This window comes from Spirosoma foliorum (assembly GCF_014117325.1).
Taxonomy (GTDB): Bacteria; Bacteroidota; Bacteroidia; order Cytophagales; family Spirosomataceae; genus Spirosoma; species Spirosoma foliorum.
In genome coordinates, this window is the sequence record NZ_CP059732.1 from 1840453 (window position 1) to 1857105 (window position 16653).

Annotated in this window: 21 protein-coding genes; 9 read left to right on the forward strand and 12 right to left on the reverse strand. The window is 45.6% G+C overall.

From position 1 onward, the window contains the following. Positions 1-285: 285 nt before the first annotated feature. Together H3H32_RS37070 and H3H32_RS37075 are read right to left on the reverse strand one after the other, a co-directional pair. A complete protein-coding gene (locus H3H32_RS37070; RefSeq protein ID WP_220472671.1) occupies positions 286-936 on the reverse strand; it encodes an IS630 family transposase in 651 nt (216 codons plus the stop codon). Next, positions 933-1394: a helix-turn-helix domain-containing protein gene (locus H3H32_RS37075; RefSeq protein WP_220472550.1), complete on the reverse strand. Its 462-nt coding sequence runs from the start codon at positions 1392-1394 to the stop codon at positions 933-935. Before H3H32_RS37075 ends, H3H32_RS37070 begins: the two co-directional genes overlap by 4 nt. 143 nt (positions 1395-1537) lie before the next feature. Between H3H32_RS37075 and H3H32_RS07445 the strand changes: the two genes are divergently transcribed. The 4 genes from H3H32_RS07445 (at position 1538) to H3H32_RS07460 (ending at position 2781) form a co-directional block, all read left to right on the forward strand. Then, the gene (locus H3H32_RS07445) at positions 1538-1756 is read left to right on the forward strand and encodes a transposase (protein ID WP_182462102.1); all 219 of its coding nucleotides are present in this window, start codon (positions 1538-1540) and stop codon (positions 1754-1756) included. A gap of 225 nt (positions 1757-1981) precedes the next feature. Next, positions 1982-2383 (forward strand): IS3 family transposase, encoded by a 402-nt coding sequence (locus H3H32_RS07450; protein WP_182462103.1) that lies wholly within the window; start codon positions 1982-1984, stop codon positions 2381-2383. Continuing rightward, positions 2361-2537 (forward strand): DDE-type integrase/transposase/recombinase, encoded by a 177-nt coding sequence (locus H3H32_RS38135; protein ID WP_220472610.1) that lies wholly within the window; start codon positions 2361-2363, stop codon positions 2535-2537. The genes H3H32_RS07450 and H3H32_RS38135 overlap by 23 nt, the downstream gene beginning before the upstream one ends. Before the next feature lies 1 nt (position 2538). Then, a complete protein-coding gene (locus H3H32_RS07460; RefSeq protein ID WP_182462105.1) occupies positions 2539-2781 on the forward strand; it encodes an IS3 family transposase in 243 nt (80 codons plus the stop codon). 11 nt (positions 2782-2792) lie between these two features. Here H3H32_RS07460 and H3H32_RS07465 read toward each other — a convergent pair whose 3' ends face one another. Both H3H32_RS07465 and H3H32_RS07470 read right to left on the reverse strand, forming a co-directional pair. Beyond that, positions 2793-3125, reverse strand: coding sequence for a hypothetical protein (locus H3H32_RS07465; RefSeq protein ID WP_182462106.1), 333 nt, complete (start codon positions 3123-3125; stop codon positions 2793-2795). A 194-nt stretch (positions 3126-3319) separates the two neighbouring features. Then, positions 3320-3757 (reverse strand): hypothetical protein, encoded by a 438-nt coding sequence (locus H3H32_RS07470; RefSeq protein WP_182462107.1) that lies wholly within the window; start codon positions 3755-3757, stop codon positions 3320-3322. 277 nt (positions 3758-4034) lie between these two features. On the opposite strand from H3H32_RS07470, the gene H3H32_RS07475 reads away from it, so the two are divergent. Next, positions 4035-4433, forward strand: coding sequence for a hypothetical protein (locus tag H3H32_RS07475; protein ID WP_182462108.1), 399 nt, complete (start codon positions 4035-4037; stop codon positions 4431-4433). A gap of 397 nt (positions 4434-4830) precedes the next feature. On the opposite strand, the gene H3H32_RS07480 is transcribed toward H3H32_RS07475, so the two are convergent. The 5 genes from H3H32_RS07480 to H3H32_RS07500 form a co-directional block, all read right to left on the reverse strand. Next, positions 4831-5733, reverse strand: coding sequence for an IS3 family transposase (locus H3H32_RS07480; RefSeq protein ID WP_182462109.1), 903 nt, complete (start codon positions 5731-5733; stop codon positions 4831-4833). Positions 5734-5756: 23 nt separating this feature from the next. Next, on the reverse strand, positions 5757-6152 hold the full coding sequence (locus H3H32_RS07485; RefSeq protein ID WP_182462110.1) for a hypothetical protein: 396 nt from the start codon (positions 6150-6152) through the stop codon (positions 5757-5759). 225 nt (positions 6153-6377) lie between these two features. Then, positions 6378-6692 carry an alpha/beta fold hydrolase gene (locus tag H3H32_RS07490; RefSeq protein ID WP_182462111.1) on the reverse strand — a complete coding sequence of 105 codons (315 nt, stop codon included), beginning with the start codon at positions 6690-6692 and terminating at the stop codon, positions 6378-6380. A 5-nt stretch (positions 6693-6697) separates the two neighbouring features. Beyond that, on the reverse strand, positions 6698-7198 hold the full coding sequence (locus H3H32_RS07495) for an alpha/beta hydrolase family protein (protein ID WP_182462112.1): 501 nt from the start codon (positions 7196-7198) through the stop codon (positions 6698-6700). Between the two features lie 257 nt (positions 7199-7455). After that, entirely contained in the window at positions 7456-7605 is a 150-nt protein-coding gene (locus H3H32_RS07500) for a hypothetical protein (RefSeq protein WP_182462113.1), read from the reverse strand. Positions 7606-7847: 242 nt separating this feature from the next. Here H3H32_RS07500 and H3H32_RS07505 point away from each other — a divergent pair, with 242 nt between their 5' ends. Continuing rightward, positions 7848-9443, forward strand: coding sequence for a glycosyltransferase family protein (locus H3H32_RS07505; RefSeq protein WP_182462114.1), 1596 nt, complete (start codon positions 7848-7850; stop codon positions 9441-9443). A gap of 744 nt (positions 9444-10187) precedes the next feature. After that, entirely contained in the window at positions 10188-10643 is a 456-nt protein-coding gene (locus H3H32_RS07510; protein ID WP_182462115.1) for a nuclear transport factor 2 family protein, read from the forward strand. Between the two features lie 173 nt (positions 10644-10816). Here the strand turns inward: H3H32_RS07510 and H3H32_RS07515 are convergent, their stop codons facing one another. The 3 genes from H3H32_RS07515 to H3H32_RS07525 form a co-directional block, all read right to left on the reverse strand. Beyond that, entirely contained in the window at positions 10817-11194 is a 378-nt protein-coding gene (locus H3H32_RS07515) for an FEKKY domain-containing protein (protein ID WP_182462116.1), read from the reverse strand. A gap of 916 nt (positions 11195-12110) precedes the next feature. Continuing rightward, entirely contained in the window at positions 12111-13283 is a 1173-nt protein-coding gene (locus H3H32_RS07520) for an acetyltransferase domain-containing protein (RefSeq protein WP_240543689.1), read from the reverse strand. Positions 13284-13778: 495 nt separating this feature from the next. Then, positions 13779-13943 carry an IS3 family transposase gene (locus tag H3H32_RS07525; protein WP_374191869.1) on the reverse strand — a complete coding sequence of 55 codons (165 nt, stop codon included), beginning with the start codon at positions 13941-13943 and terminating at the stop codon, positions 13779-13781. Between the two features lie 110 nt (positions 13944-14053). Here H3H32_RS07525 and H3H32_RS07530 point away from each other — a divergent pair, with 110 nt between their 5' ends. Together H3H32_RS07530 and H3H32_RS07535 are read left to right on the forward strand one after the other, a co-directional pair. Then, positions 14054-14191 (forward strand): hypothetical protein, encoded by a 138-nt coding sequence (locus H3H32_RS07530; protein WP_182462118.1) that lies wholly within the window; start codon positions 14054-14056, stop codon positions 14189-14191. 16 nt (positions 14192-14207) lie between these two features. Next, the gene (locus H3H32_RS07535) at positions 14208-16640 is read left to right on the forward strand and encodes an outer membrane beta-barrel protein (RefSeq protein ID WP_182462119.1); all 2433 of its coding nucleotides are present in this window, start codon (positions 14208-14210) and stop codon (positions 16638-16640) included. Positions 16641-16653 lie beyond the last annotated feature (13 nt).

The window sequence follows — 16653 nt, forward strand, 5'->3', positions numbered from 1 at the left end:
CTGGTTGATCAGTTCCGACTCTTTGCTTTTTTAGCGGTTGCTGCATCATTTACACACGCATAATTAAGGGGGTCTTTACTTTCTAAACAGCTGTAGTAAAAACCACATATTAGAAACTTAGGACTACCCTATTTTTTGTTTAGTAGATAATTTAATTGCTCAGTAGCAAATTCACTTATAATCCAATCATTTATAGTCGAAAGTAGTCTTATTTTATCCTTTGCCTCTGAAGTATTAATAGCAGCTAAGGCCCAAATGCATTTTTTAGCTAGTGTTGTCTAAAGATTAAACTGTCGGGTATAGCTTATGTAATTTTACTCGGGCATCTTTGGTGGTAAACTGCCAGTTCGCCTTCGCTTGTTTGGCATTTCTGTTTGCTTGCCAGGCGGTAATTTCTGCTACCAGCAACTCTTTGGTCGCAATGTGCCGATTCAGGCAATCACGCTGTAAGATGGACAACTCAATCTCAGCCATGTCAAGCCAACTGCCATGCTTGGGGGTATAGACAAACTCCAATCGATCCAGATACGCTTTGGCTTTCTCGGCCCCAAAAACTGTATAAAATGCACTGGGTTTATGGGCACTCAGATTATCTCCAACCACCGTCATTTTTACACAGTCTGTATAAGGGCCGTCCAATAAATTGGCTAGCACACCCACCCACGTAATGGCCTTGTGATCGTCTTTGACTTCGACAAACCGTTGCCCTGCCAAGGGTTCAAAGGCCATATAAATCTCGCCTACGCCCCGCCGGATGTATTCGGAATCTTGGATGCGTGTGCCGTCGGCGGAACGATATTGCTTGATTTCGATTAGTTGTTTGGGTGATTCGTCCACACAAACAACGGGAAACCGCTCATCATAAGGTCGCTCATAAACAGCTAAAACCTGTTCCATATAGTACACAAAATCGGCACTTTGCTTGGGCGGAATCACCCATCCCTTGACCCGCCAGGGCTTAAGTTGGTTTTTTTTAACACCGTTGCCACACTCGTGTGAGAAAGCGTTTCAACTACTTGGAGTTCGACCAGTCGATCCGCAATAGCCTGTAATTTCCAGCGGCTTTCACCGACTGGTGGTTCGCTACAGGCAATGGCAATCAAGTGAGCTTCCACTTCCCCCGTCAGCTTTTTGTCGGAACGGGGCTGGCGGGGCTTTGGATCAAAGACCGCCATGCCCTGCTCACAAAATTCTTTGCGAATCCGCTCAACACTGCGTGTGGAGAGATGATAGGTGGCGGCAATCGTAGTTTGGCTCTGGCGTTCGACAGCCTCGTCACTGGCCAAAAGCACCTGTGCTTTTTGGATGAGTTTAGCGGCTGTTTTGCCTTTTTGGACTTTAGCCAGTAATTCTGTACGTTCGGTGGCCGTTAGAGTCAGTCGATGCTTAGTCATGGAAGATGAGTTACAGCATCAAAAATACAAAAAGCCGCCAGACTACTCTTTAAGTAACACTAGCGACCTCCCATCATCCCAATCGGGTATACTTGAGATGGTCCTAAAAATCCGGACACGAAACTTTTTTAACTTCGTGTCAAATGGCCAAACATTCAACTCCCAAACGAAAGTACACCGCTGAATTCAAAGCCGATGTGCTGCGCCTGGTTGCCAACGGCGAACCCATCCTTGCCGTAGCTCGTAAAATGGGCATCAGCGATAGCATCATCCATGCCTGGCGGGCGGCTGAAAAAAAGAACAAAGGGGAAGAAAAACAATCATCCGCTTTGGAAGATGAAACGGTCCGCCGTGGCGGTTGAGTCGCTCAAACGACAACTCCGTCAAACCGAAATGGAGCGAGCGATTTTAAAAAAAGCTGTCGCCATTTTCAGCCGAATGACTTGAGACTAGTTTACCAGTTTATTAAACAGGAAGAGCCCAACTTTCCAATAAGATTGTTGTGTAACACGTTGGAAGTCAGCAAAAGTAGTTACTATGCTTACCGATCCGGCCAAACCTTTCAAGTCTCCCAGAACGATCAACAGATGACAACGCACATTCAGGAAATTTTCTGGGAAAACCGTCGGCGATATGGTAGTCGTCGAGTGCAGAAAGCGCTGTTTGAAGAGGGGATAGAATTGGGGCGTCATCGAATCAGACGGCTTATGGAACAACACAATTGGCAAGCGATTCAGCCCCGCAGTTTTGTTCCCCGCACTACCGATTCAAGTCACGGCTTGCGTCCCTGCCCCAATTTATTGCTGGAACTGGGCGTACCTGTTCGGCCTGATCAGGCTTGGGTGGGGGATATAACATACCTACCGCTTACTGGCGGAGATTGGGTATATTTAGCGAGTTGGTTAGACCGCACGGGCGGCCCCGTTGTTCTCCCGCCGGATTGTCGGTTGGTGTGTCGATTTAACGATGGAAGAGAGCTTGATTATTAGGGCCTTCGATCAAGCTACTGCCTTACGGCGGCCCAAATCGGGCTTAATTGTGCACTCGGACCAAGGTGGCCAGTATTTCGGTAAAGTTTTTCAGAAACGGCTTGACAAATGGGCTTGCCGCCAGAGCATGGCCGAGAAAGATAACCCTTATTAGAATGCCCATGCGGAATCCTTGTGGATCGGACCGCCGAAGCGGCCGTCTGAAAGCAGAACTATTAGAAGATGGCTGCTTTGATAACCTGCAAGACGCTCACGATGAGCTATTTAATTATATTGAAGGGTATTATAACCTCCGACGTTTGCATTCGGCCTTAGGCTATCAATCACCGATTAATTTTGAGAAGCAGTATTACCAAGCTAATTTCACTCAAACTCTAAATGACAAAGTGTCCGGCTAAACCGGCCCACCTCAACTGAGTGCAGTTTCATAAAGAATAGGAACACTCTTAGGATCTTCAACCTCTTCTAAAAGCATTACTATATCTTCATGTCTAGTATGCCATTTTTGGGCTAGTAACTCTAGCAGTATATCACTATAATCCAAGTCAACTCCATTTAAGTCAGCAACAGCTAATGTGGCCTCCAGTCCTTCTAAATATTTTTGTTGAATATTACTTCTAAGTAAAGCTATTATTTTTGCTTTGTGGACTTTTTTCCCATTCTCTGAATATTGATCTATATAATTGTCGAAAGGATCTCTTGATTCAAATAGCCCTTTGTAGAAAGCATTAAAATCAGACATAAAATTTTGTTGTATAAGTGCCGTGGCTATTGCATAAGTCTGAATGGATTCTGAAAAGCCTTATCCAGCCCCCTGTTTTCGGTGGAAGAATCACCCCTAAAGTGGCTTCTTTGCGGGCTACCTTAATGCCTGTCAAGACTTTTGCAATAGCCACTGCCGTTATGGCAAGCAAAGTGGTATTTATATGTATGGTGCTATTTCTTCACGGTCACCTGAACAATTTTTGAATTGTCTATTTTCTGCACCACGCCCCCTTTTGTCTGTGACTCGACATCCTCAAATTGAATCAAGAAGCGGTCACCTACTTGAGCTTGCTTGAATAAACTAGCTACTGACTCATCGCTTGGCCAGTTAACAAAGCTAACTCGTCTTGTATCTCGTACTAAATTGAGAATAGCCTTGTTGATTAATACAGTGGGTTTTAGTTGGGGATATTGTTGCTGGCTGTTTTGAGTGAGTTGGGCTCTCAACTGTAGTGTTCTGGTATGCGCTGGGATGCCTTGGCTAAGATCAAGGGGCTTACCATCCGCTACTATTGTCACATCATAACTTGGCTTTTGAGCCAAGCAAGCTAGTGAAGTTGTCAGGCTAACTATCGCCATCAGTGAAAGAGAAAAGAGTCTAGGACGCATAAGGTAGGAGGATTAAGTAGAACCTATCCACGAAACGAAGGCAGCGAACAGTTCTATATACCAACTAGCTCATAAAACTATAAATTTAGTTAGCGGCTTGAAGTTAAGTAATGCGAATCAGGTTGTGTTGTATAATCTATGTGGCTGTTGCAAAAGCCTCGAATGTGGATAAAAGGGTTAGTTAGACTATCAAGTTGTGATTACTGATTGACTAAAAATGGGTGATTCGGCGTGCCCTGTCAAGCAGATATCGACTTTTGCAACAGCCACCTATGTTATGTTAGCCAAAGTACAAACAGTCAGGTTAAATGCTGTTTCAAAAAACGCCCTTATACATGAAAGCTGTTATGATTTTATTCTGATGAAGCAACTGACTGTTTTTCTATTACTTGGCTTAATAGGTTGTCATAACAGTCAAGTTGAGCCGCCGGAAGTGAAGGCAACCATTCTGACTTATGAACCTACTGGATACGTTTGTGATGGTGGTTACACAATTAAGTCTGAAACAGAAGCAATTTACATGGCTCGTACGACAAACCTTCCCACTCCTTACAACGATTTCAATACCCTTAAACTTCCAGTCTCGGTATGGATTCGTTATAAAAATCCAGCTACTCTAGTGGAAAATTGTGGGCAACCCCCATTGATTCAAATAGTGTCTATGCGAGCGAGGTGACTTTTTAGTACACCAAGAATGTGAAGTTATGATATGAAGAGCGATTTCTTAATTTATTCCCTTTGCATATGATTAGTTCTATGACTTAAATGGAAATAATACAATTTTTAAAAAAATACCATATTGTCTTAGTGGATGTATATCCGACAACTTATGCACGTTGCTAAACCTTCAATCTGATTCGTAGTTAATGAATCAAAAAAGCAACGTTTCATGGGAAAGATCTTTTGTCTGTTGCTGCTCATGGCAGCTACTAGTTGTAAAAATGATACCGTAAGTCCAACAGGTAGTTTTAAAATTACCTATGTCTATAACCTTAGTACAAGTGCAGGAGGTCCCTATTATAACTTGTATACCGAATTAAGTTATGAACGGGGCGTATGCTACTGGTATAGGTTTACAATGGAGAACAAGGCTGCCAATCAGCTTGATATTGCACATTTCCGTACCGAACTTTTTTATAAGGGTACCATTTTAGTGGTTGATAGCCTTGACCCTGGTGAGCCTGATCAGGCGTTTTATAGCCTAAAGACGCGTGCGGTCGTACTGAATTGTAAGCACCAATGGCCTGCTCGATAGCCGTTTCAGCCACACCAAAAGTAGGGAACCCCCACAGATGAAAGTCTTCTTTTAGGGTACGGAAAACCCGTTCCGCTAAAGCATTCTCGTTTGGATCACCCGACTCGGTCATACTAATGGTAATTGTAGCTTGACGCAATCGATCCACATAAGCCCCCGAACAATACTGAACGCCCCGATCGGAGTGGTGGATCAGCGGTTGATTCGGCTGACCACGCGTTTTTAGGGCCATCTCCAAAGCCGCTACTGGCCCTTTGGCTTCTAACGTTTTGTGGAATGACCAGCCTACAATTTTACGCGAATACGCATCCATAATCACCGATAAATAGGCAAAGCCAATCCCCACCCGAATGTAACTCAGATCACTGACCCAGAGCTGACCCACTCGATCTGGTTTGAGCTCTTTAACCTGATTAGGATACTTCTCTAAATCATGATCGGAATCGGTCGTTTTAACTCTTGATCGTTTCTTAGAAAGCAGTAAAGTATTGTCTTTCAGTAATTTATGTAACCTGTCACGTCCTAACTTGATTTGATGAGAAGCCAGAAAATCCTGCATCAGCTCATACAATTTAGTCGTGCCCAAACCCGCAACTTGCTTACGCAATCGTCTGACTTCAGCCAGAACAATGGCTGCCTGAAAGCCCCGTTTTTCCTGACGCCGGGTAGCCGCATACCAGGCCTGTCTTGTCATCCCAAACACTCCGCACAACTGCTCCATACCCACCAGGGGATAGCGACGAGTCAGTTTTTGAAGGGTTTGGTGCCAGACTTTTTTAAGATCGGGATCTGAAACTGTTCTTCGGCAATTTGGATGGCCGTCTGATAAGCCTCAGCTTTGAGTTTAAGGAGTTTATTTTCCTCTTCAGTGGCAGCCAGACGTCGTTCCAGCGCTTTGACGTAGGCATCTTGATCGTGCTTTTTCATGGATTTGTAACAGCGATACGGGTACAAATAAGGGGCTAATCGGTGCTTGAAATACCATCGGTTCAACTGACGCAATTCGGTCAGGGAAATGTGCAGGCATCGTTCAATGTCAAGGGCTTCGGCAATCTCGGCTCGAAAGACTTCAACGACCCTTCGCTTGAAATGAAGCGATTTTCTACTTTTCTTATTTCGTTGTAATACGCTAATATACATAAGCTTACCGATTTACTGTACACAGAAATCAGTAGCATACGTTAAGGTATATAACTAATTTTATGTTAGCCGAAGTACGAAAAGCCAGGCTAAATGATGTTTCAAAAAATGCCCTAATCGTGAGTTGGAGATGGTAATTGTCCGTTCGTCTCAACTGGGAGCGTATTCTTGAGACACCTAAGCTTACTAACCCGTTCCGCTAACAACTATAGTACAGCCAAGATTTCACTTAATTTGAGTCGTAATCCAAGTAGGCATCACGGTCAATGCAGTCGGTGAAAACGTTTCCTTGAGGCTTGCATACTCATTGGGATGGCCAGTTTCACTTTCTTGGAAGAAGTGGTTTAGCTTAACCAATTCTTTGACCGTCACATGCGGATTGCCGCCCGCTTTCACCGCTTTTGAAATAGTCGGTAGGTTTTTACTGGCATCCACTTGTAAGTCCTTTGACCCGTTCAGCACTAGAACTGGGCAAGCCACTTTTCCGAAGTAAGTAGCCGGGTCAGTTTTATACAAAAACTGATACCAGGGCGTACACATAGCGTCTATCTGGTTTTTAAAAAACTCCTCCTTTGTTTGACCAGCAGGGAGCATCTGTTTAGGATATTGGCAGGCCCATTAAGAGCGAGTAAACATCTGATTTTCGGAATCCTTGAAGCAGCAATAGCGGCAATGGTCGCTCCTTCACTATGCCCGATAACCCCAATTCGTTCGGAATCTATCTCTTTATGACCCTTTAATAATCTAAAAGCCGCTTGAGCATCGGAAGCCAATTCTGTAGTAGTAAACTCTTCAATTGGCTTACCTGGTGAGCTACCTTTAGACCGATTACCATAGCGTAACACAGCAAATCCCTTTTTGACCAGTTCGGCCATCAAAGCCTGGAAGGGCTTAAGCCCCTCTATCTCCCCATCTCGATTGCTAGAGCCACTACCCAAGACAATAAGTACTGCTGGATGAACCCCCTTTCCTGGAGGCATCGTGAGCGTGCCAGCTAATAGATGATTATCGTTGATAAAACTGACGCTTTGTTGAGTTTGGGCCAAGCAAGGCCCCCCTATACATAGTAGGGAAAGGATCATTCCAAACCGCATGTGTCACCAAGTTCATGTTTGCTGTGGGAAAATAGAGGAAATTAATCAATCACCCTAAACGCCCCCTTTACACAGCATCTAGTTGAAGATCACCTCGTCTCGTATGGGAGCGATTTATGAGATTGTCAATTATCTGCCCAAATAGACTTTGTTATTGACAAGGTTACACCAGGTGACTTTAACATAATTCAAGATCATGATGGCCAGGGTTATTGGTTATTCTTCTGGGCCCAATCCGCGATGTTGACGATATTGCTCAGACCCGTATTCACCGAGCTTACTTCTTTGACATTCACCCGAATCCTACCGTTGGCGCGGGAAACTACATCTGCTTTCTCGGTACTCAGTTTCTCACTCATCACCCGGATAGGTATTGGCGGCACAGAACTAATAATACTTATCCCGCATCCAGCAACCTTTTGATGATTCTGAAATGTATGGACCTGTTACCAAGCCCTTTTGTGAGTTGGGGGACCGCTTTCTCAATAAAATCGCAAAAGGTTAGTCTAAAATAGTTGTTTGAAGTGGGGTAAATTAAAGCCCGTTGCTAGCTCAAATCGTCAACTTTTTATTGGATGATGGGACTAGTTTTTTAACCTCTATGAATCAATCCTTGCCTAACCCTGCTTTGCCCAGTGAAAACTTTAAGCGGCAAACCCTATTGTTTAGCGTGCTCATTGGTCTGGTCATCTTTGGCAGCTTACTAACCTCCCTGTTCTTCAAACAACCCTGGATCTGGATGGATGAAGTACTCAGCTACATCCTGCTATCCGACCCCTCACGAGCCCACATGAATCAGGCGATTGTCAGTAACCTGGATTCGAATCCACCCTTGTATTTTAACCTTGTCTGGACTTTAGCTCATGCCATTAGCCTGAACGAATACTTCTTAAAAGCTATTTCGATTGCCCTGTTTGCTACGGCCATCGGCCTGTTTTATCGCTACACCACGCGTTTGGTTGGCACGCCCCTGATTAACTTTATCCTCTTTACTCTCATTATCAGCCTGACTTACCTGAATTATACTCTGTCTACTCAGATTAGATCCTACGCCTTGTATCTGCTGATGAGTTGTCTCTATTTCATGGCCACTCATCCCCTGATCAAAAACCCCAATCAACCCCGGCTGCTTGGGTTGCATTTTCTGGCTGGTGCATTGCTGGTCATGACCCACAATTTTGGCTCATTTTATGTAACGGCTTCCCTAACTTTTTTTGCTGTTCTCTACATTTGGTCCAAACGGCAGGCATACTGGTGGGTAGCGGCCTCCCATTTTCTGATTTACAGCGTGTGGCTGATCCTGTGGTACCATAATTTCCAGATTCAGTCCCTATCAGGTAAACCTTACTCCTGGATTCCCGAGCCAACGTTTCTCTCTTTTTTCAGAACGGTTGGTGAAGTCATTCCGACCATATCGTCACGGCTTGAACAGCGATCAGCCTTAGCCTTACTGCCTATCCTGCGGGTTGCTCTTGTCGTAGGCTTGTTTATCTATATCGCACTGCCCCGGCTAAAAAAAGGCGTGAAGGCTGTTATTGACGAGGATGCCTTTAGTTTTTACCTGTTTACAGGCTGGGTGGCTATGGCTACTGCTGGGGGTACTGTGATTGTATCTTATACCTATTTATCGGTTTTTCTGAGTCGCTATCAATGGCCGACTCATTTGCTGGTAGTGTATCAGCTGGTTTTTGCCGTTTACCAACTAGCCCCTCAGGTCCGGTTTACCGCTCGACTCGCCCGTTTCGTGCCGCTTTATGTACTCCTACTGATTGGTTTCATGTTTTACCAGAACCGAAAAATTGTGCATTTCCCCAGCGGTATTCTGGACTATCTGCCCCATAATGAAGCGCGTTATCCGGTCTTTTTTGAATCCGCCGACTACTTTCTACCCATCTGGCACTATAAGCTGGCGAATGCGTATTATCTGATGCACCGCAAAACAGTGCTCACACCGGGCAACTTGAAGAACTCCTCGACTGACTACAATCTGTTTGTCTCGATGCGGGAAAAATATAACGAGCCTCGGGTTGTTAAAGCAACCGAATTTACCAAAGAGCGCTTTCCTCATTTTTACGTGATCGATGAGTCGAGTCGTTACCAGATCGAATACTTCATTGCTAACCAACAGGTTAAAGTTTTGAACGTCATCCCAGTCCCTATTGCTGGTCATCGGATTTTAGAATGTACATTCCAATGAATGAGGTACGGCCTACTTGGACTTTCTACATTTGACTGGAGACTTTTTTTAGGCAGATTTGGGGGGCTAACTCCAATTTGACTATGATTAAACGACCGCAACGGCGAACCGTGCGTGTATGACGAAGCGGAAGGGCAATTGCTGGGACAATGCCGAAGCGGAAAGTTTTTTAAGACGATCAAGAGTGAACGGTCCACCGTTGCGATTGGTCAACCATGCTCACTTTGACACACGAGCAGCGGCCCGATTAGCTACGTTCGACAGGGCCGCCTGTGCGGTATATTGAAGGTTGGTATAACGGCACAGGCCGCCCTGCGCCAACGGAAACATTCGGTGCTGGGCTACCGGACTCCCTGTGAACAGGAATCTTATTTTTTCTCTTCCTCAATGGCAGCTTAGAAAAATCTCCACTATACTATTGCAAGTCCAGGAAAGATTTCCGTTCCTTGATGGCGCCGATTCAAGAAGCAGAAACAGGAGCGCCCCAAGCTCCTTTTAAGGAGCGTTTTAAGGGGATCAACAAAAAGTAGTAGGTAGCCTGACGTGCTCTACTTTAAACAAGCTAACAGCCCTTTTAAAGCATAGTTGACTTTCCTTATACCGTTTACTAAGTCAATTCTATTATCTGGTACTTCACCGACCATATTTAGGTAAATGAATGCCTAAACCGTTGTTCAGGTAGACCGTATTCATTGGTAAGGGATTAGCCCACTGACCGCTTTATGCTTTTATTAAACGACATCCATGCTTAAATACGTACTTCTTTATGGGTTTCTGCTGAAGGGTTTAGTCAGTCAAGCTCAGTCTACAGCTGACATTGAAAAAACCATCCAAGACTTAGAGCAGATTGGCGTTAAAGGTATTTTAACCGCTGATACCAGCTTACTGACCCAAATTTGGGCCCCTGAATTTATGGTTACTACGCCCCGCAATACCATTGCCCCCAATCGAGCGGCCGTGTTTAAAAATCAGAAGCAGGGACTGATTGATTACAGCTCCTTTGAGCGCGTCATTGAACAGATGCAAGTCCAGGAAAACCTGGTCATTACCATGGGCTACGAATTGTTTGTAGCCAAGCATGACCTGCAGGAAGCCAAGGCCGGCCAACCGACCAAACGTCGGTTTACCAATATCTGGCTGAAAAAAAATGGGCAGTGGAAACAGATCGGCAGGCATGCCTCGATCATTTGTTCGCCCTAGCCTGCCTTATCGGTAACCTAGGGGCTTTGTTTCAGGCGGACTTATTTTGTAACCGCCAAGTCTGATAACTAGGAACGCGTATTAATCCAGGGTAAGAGCCCTACCGAGACGAGCAATCCGAAAATCGATAGGCTGAGGGTTCGTACTTGGTTGCGCTACTGCCACTTTTTTGACTACCGATTAGTAGCCAGACTAGGTGGAGGAAGTAGAAATAAGACCTCTTTGCGCACGTACGCCCGCCACTGTTTTCCATGCAGTTTGTCTAAGTAAGCAAAGACCACCTGGCTATACTCGCGCAGACAACGATCGTCAACGGGCCTAACACAACCCAAGTCTTGATAGATAAAACCTAATTGTTTTTCCATGACGGAATCGCTGGCCCGCCTAAGGGGGGCTATCCCGCCTGGTAGAAACAGTTTAGGCTTTCCTTTAGCCAGGTCCCCTTGTGCTGTGAGTCGGTTAAAGGCTGGACAAGGCTGGAGGGGTTGGCTACTGAGACCCTGTAGCATGCAAAGGCTCAGAAAGACTAGGGTGGTTAATTTCCTCATCATATTGGTATAGGTTGTAGGTATGCTCACAAAATTATTTTCTAAGGGATGTTGGCCTACATGGGTCTTCTTTCTGGTAGCTCATGAAGGCTGCTCGCAAAGGGTCAGTATCCAGTTGTAACTCGGGAGTTAATTATTTTCATTAGGACCCAAAAACTCAAAATCCGTTGGAATTGAATAGTCTCCAAAAACGCCAGAATTATTGATACCCCCTCGTTTCATTGGGAAGCATTTTTTGAGAATGACCTTTTGAGTGCTAGTCTGTTGTTTTAGTCTATATCTCTCCTCATTCGTAGCATACGATCTAGCCACAATGATGGGACCTTGACAGACAAAACTAAAAAAACGCTTGCTGCAGCGACTATTTTATTAATCGGTTAGATAAATTCTAGTCAGCTTAAAGTAACACCCCGTATACTACGGATAGTCGTTGACAGTTATTAAAATAGGCCGTTCTATAATACGTCCTGTTTAAGGAGCAGATATGAACACTCCTTCGTCTCAGTTGGGAGCCTTTGCTGAGATAAAGCAAATTAGTCCACAACCAAACGTATAGGCGGACGGCCGATGGTGAGATGGCAAACACTTACCTTTGTAATGTGTGTTGGCTACTCCAACGAGCACAAGATTGATGGAGTGCCATCCAAATTCACGTAATAACTATAGCTCCGACCTTTTCGCCCTTGGTTGGTTTTAGCTCAACCATCCGAGGGAGGTGCTGCCCGTCTCTCGACAGCTACGCCACCCGGAGCAGACTAAGGCTCCGGCTTTTTGCTGTGATGACAATCGTATTCAGTCTGTAGTTAGCTTACTAAAGATTACTAGAATTCTAAGGATGCGGTGCGTTTCATCAGCCAGCATAGGATAAAACCTTCTAGTATCAGCAGCTTTATAGGGTTAACATCTATAAACCAGTGTGTTATAAATAACTTAACCACCAGTTTTCTTTATGACTTTGTTTGTAAGCCGCAAACTTTTTACATAAAGGGTATAATAAGCCAATAATGCTTAGCCATACTACATAAACCACCCAAAGCGGGTAGCCATAGCCTTGCAGGTCAGGATTAAAACTGGTCCAGGCTGTCAACAGATAGTGTTGCCAGCCAAAACCTGACAATTGCGCCAATAACATAGCTAGCCCATGTATAATATATATATGCAGAATATAATAGAAAAAAGGCACCTTGCCAAAGGTAGATAAGAAAGTAACGACCTTACCCCGTACGTTTTCTGCATTAGCCAAAAAAATAAAAACGGTCCCTAATGTCATTAATAAATACAACAAGGAAGGAGGATATTTGGTGGGATTGAAAAAAGAGATCAGGCCTTTACTCAACGAATGATAATGGACAAAAGCGCTTTGGTCACCGTATAGGTTTGTGATTCTAAGAAGTATGAATAGGAGCCAGGCAAAAACGCCTATTATATTAAACACCTTTCTTCGTTTAGTTCCATCGAATAGAGGCCCATAAAATAAGCCAAACCAATAGCCCAACGCCATGACCGCTGTCCACGGTAAAACAGGATAACCAACATATAGATTGTAAATGCCCGCAACAGGAAACACGTTCTCTTCATGAAGCAAACTCCAGCTAATGCTGTTTTCAAAATGGATCGTATCCAGCAGGTTATGCCCGAAGATCAACAGGCAGCAAATCCCCAATAACAACCCTCTTGGGAGATAGATCAATCCAGCCAATGCCATCATACTAATCCCTAACGACCAAAGTACCAGCAGGTCAATGTTTCGGAAATGCACATCGAAATACCATCCGAAATTCACAATGGTCAGTTCCATAACCACTAGCCACACCCCCCTTTTCAGTAAAAATGCGGACAGTTCCATTTTGGGTTTTCCCTGGCCAGCCATAAAGGCAGAAATCCCGGCTAGAAAGCTAAAGGCAGGCGCACAAAAATGGGTGATGAACCGGGTAAAAAAAATGGGTACTGACGAATGAACAGGGTCTGCTGGATCGAACAGAAAAGCCGGTGCATGAAAATATTCACGGGTATGGTCAAGTGCCATAAGTATCATCACGAATCCTTTTAAGAGATCGATGGATGCAATCCGGCTCTTTATTCTTGCTGTCACAACTAAGCTTATTAATAGGTTTACAAAGCAGTGCTGTTCTCTAGGGAGGTGCGTCTTGTCGCTGAAACAATGGAGCACCCACTTTTCTTCACAATCAAGCCCGTTTAGGTCCGCAATTTTTCACTTAATGAATTTATTTACCTTAAGTCGTAAAGAAAAAATGACCGATGCATCTTATCTAAAGTCGTTTAGTACCATGACTTGATGCAAGTACTCTTCCAAAATAGATTTTTTTGATTCTACTAGATCCTTTTGATACTAGATGCCTGATTATCAGAATCAATAGATTCTAGCGATTCCCGGGTTCGCCCGCGCGGTTGATTCTAATTGATGGTTTAGCTATTGATTATCAGTAGAATGTCCGCAATAGAATCCGATAGAATCAATAGAATCTAGTTTGGTAAAGTACTAGCTTGTAGGTAGTAAGCTAGGGGACTTGCAACAAAACACTGGACAATTTTTTAAGCAACATTTTGTAGTTGCCCATTATAATAGTCAAAAGGGGAAAGATACCCCAGCGCCGAATGCCTTCGTTGGCGATTGTACCGCACGGGCGGCCCCGCAAATCTCTATGTATGCAAACACAGCCTGTTTAGCCATGGCTTGCGTTTGAAAATCCTGCTGATACACCAACTCCGACTTGAGGCTTCTGAATCGGATCGTCGAATCGACTCAAATTTAGCAGTTTTTGACTCAAACGTGAAAGCGATACCACTCGGGTAAGGTGACCTTTGAACTGTTCAAAGTCAGTCACCAAAACCACCATGGCCATGTCTAAATTTTCCACTACCGTCCTTGCCTTCGCCCTGATCGCCTTCACCCTTGCTGCCAGCCTGGCTTTAATTGCCGCTGCCTGGTTCCTGTTCGCTCACCTACAGATATCTACTAGTACGATTAATCCTTTCTAAATCCACACCCAACTCCATGAAAACTTTATACCTCTTTTTTGCGCTGTTCATTACCTATCTGCCAACCGTTAGCATTGCCCAAACTACGCTTTCCGGTTCTGTCCACACCCTCCATAACATACCCCTGCCATTTGCCACCGTGGCCCTGCTCAACGCTCGCGATTCAACCTTGGTGAAAGGAGCAATTAGCCAGGAAACAGGTGTTTACACGTTTGATAACGTCCGGCCGGGCCAGTACCGGTTAGTGGCCTCGGCGGTCGGCTATGTAACAAACCGGTCGGCTGTCGTGCTGGTCGGTACCAGCGCGGTTGCCTTACCGGATATGACCCTACGTGAATCCACCCAAACGCTCGGCGAGGTGACGGTGGCCGCCAAAAAACCGATGTACGAACAGCAGGTAGATCGCCTGGTGGTAAATGTCCAGAACAGCATCACGGCGTCTGGCGGCACGGCACTCGAAGTCTTAGAACGCTCGCCGGGAATTACTGTAAACCGACAGAATAACAGTCTGACCATGAGCGGAAAAGGTGGTGTGATGGTGATGATGAACGGCAAACTGACCCGCCTGCCAATTGCTACTGTTGTACAAATGCTGGAAGGCATGGCGGCCAACGACATCGAAAAAATTGAACTTATCACTACGCCCCCGGCCCGCTACGATGCCGAAGGCGATGCAGGGATTATCAACATCGTTACCAAGAAGAACCGTGACTTCGGCATGAATGGCAACGTCTCGGCCACGCTTGGCTATGGCTGGTATGCCCGCCCGGCGGGAACGCTCAACCTCAACCAACGTAGCCAGAAACTGAATATCTACGGCAACGGGTCGTTTTTTCGTAGCCAAACCTGGCAGAATCTGAGATTTGATCGAGTGGTAGAGCAGCCTGGCCAGACACTGGCGACAAACACGGAGTCGAACCGGTTTCCGATTACGACTAACTACAACGCTAAACTGGGGTTCGATTACTCGCTGAGTACGCAAACGACGCTAAACGGATTAGTGTCGGGGTTCGACAATACCTACTTCATGGACAATGCTGATAATGTGGGTATTACGCTTGTCAATGGTGCGCAATCAAAACAGAGCAACCTGCTCAATACCGAAACAAATCACTGGCAGCACCTGCTGTTGAACCTGAACCTGCGGCACGTTTTCAGTAACAAACAGGAATGGAGCATCGACCTCGACCGGCTGTATTATCACAACGACAACCCCAATACCTACAACAGCACGAAGCAGGATTTTACGAACGGCACTCAGGAGAACGAGCAAATTCGGATCAGCAAAAAAACGCCTATTCTGACCTGGGTGCTGAAAACCGATTTCATCAAACCAATCGGTACCAAAGGTCGATTGGAAACGGGCCTGAAAGCCACTACCACCCGCTTGGACAATACCGTAAACCTGGACAGGCTGATGGCCGAGGGCTGGAAAGTTGACTCGTTCTATACCCAGCAATACCAATTAGCCGAGACTATTCTGGCCGGCTATGTAAGCCTGAACCAGCCTTTAGACAGCAAAACTACGCTCCAGGCAGGGCTGCGCTATGAACACACCCGCACCGATATTCATCGGCCCGATGGTCAGTCGCTACTTAACCGGGACTATGGCAACTTGTTTCCGAGTGTGTTTCTATCGCGGAAGCTGTCGAAAAACCATACGGCCAACCTCTCGTACAGTCGGCGCATCACCCGGCCTTCCTACAACGATATTGCGCCCTTTGTGAGTTTTATTGACCTCAGCACCTTTTCATCCGGTAATCCGGTGCTGCGACCCACCATTTCCGATGCCGTGCAGGGGAGTTATACGTTTAAAGATGCGTACGTTTTTTCGCTCAAATACAGCCTCGATCAGAACGTGATTGCCGGTTTTCAGCCGCACGTCGATGCCGTCACGAACCAGATTCAGTATTACGCCGAAAACATCGACCACCAGCAAACGCTCTCTTTAGCCGCCAGTTTGCCCTGGCAGGTAACGCCCTGGTGGAAAAGTCAGACCAACCTGACGGGTCTGTGGCAAAGCCTGACAACATTGTATCAGGATAGCCCCGTGAGCCGGACGCTCTGGAACGCCCAGATCAACACATCGCACACGTTTACGTTGCCCAACAAGTTCACCGCTGAACTGACGGGGTTCTATTACAGTCCGACTATGTTTGGCCTGTATCGGGGCCGGAGTTTTGGACAGGTAACACTGGGGTTGCAAAAACTCCTGCCGAAGGATAAAGGCGCATTCCGGCTAACGGTGAGCGACATTTTCTGGACAAACATTGGCCGCTACAACAGCACGATTCCCGCTCTGAATATCAATACAACGATGACATTTCTGACTGAGCCGCGTGTATTTCGACTGACCTACACCCGCAGTTTCGGCAGCAAGACTATAAAAGCTGCCAGGAACCGGGCCACCGGCTCTGATGAAGAACGCGGACGAGTACAAAGTAATTAAACCTCAATCTCTC